The sequence below is a fragment of the Neobacillus paridis genome, assembly GCF_016765675.1.
GTDB classification, from domain to species: Bacteria; Bacillota; Bacilli; order Bacillales; family Cytobacillaceae; genus Neobacillus; species Neobacillus paridis.
On sequence record NZ_JAESWB010000260.1, the window covers coordinates 1 to 509 of the forward strand.

At 63.7% G+C, this 509-nt stretch carries 1 protein-coding gene; it reads right to left on the reverse strand.

What is annotated here, in order from left to right; translation table 11 throughout:
- Positions 1-207 precede the first annotated feature (207 nt).
- The coding region (locus JK635_RS28745) for a hypothetical protein (RefSeq protein WP_202655256.1) at positions 208-509 on the reverse strand (302 nt) is incomplete at its 5' end.

A 509-nucleotide genomic window follows, 5' to 3' on the forward strand; every position in this document is an offset into this window, starting at 1 on the left:
CGGCAGCGTCGAGCAGGCCGGCATCGGCACAGTGGGCGCTGACGTCGACCACGATGACGCGGGGCTGGATGATGACAGGCTGGACGGAATGCATGATGGATGGCCTCGGTTGGCAGGGCTGACGCAACCGATTATATCCATGAGGAAACTTGTGTACAGCAAACTTTTTGCTGCGTAGGCAGAACGTCGGCGAAACAATACAGTTGTTTATCGAACGACATCCTGGCCAGCGCTTGGTGCCGGCAGCAGCGCAAAGGCCAGGACCCCGGCAGCCAGCATGCCCGCGATCAGCGCCAGCGCCGCGGAGTGCGGATCGGCGTGCCAGGCCGGCGCGGCGGAGGCGACAGCGCCGCTGAGCCATTGCACCAGGGCCACACCGAGGAACATGGCCATGTTCAGCAAGGCCATCGCACGGCCGATCTGTGCCACCGGATAGGAGGCGCGCACATCGGCATACTGCAATACGACAAAGCCGGACAGGAAGCCCACCAGCACCGAGCAGCCGACCA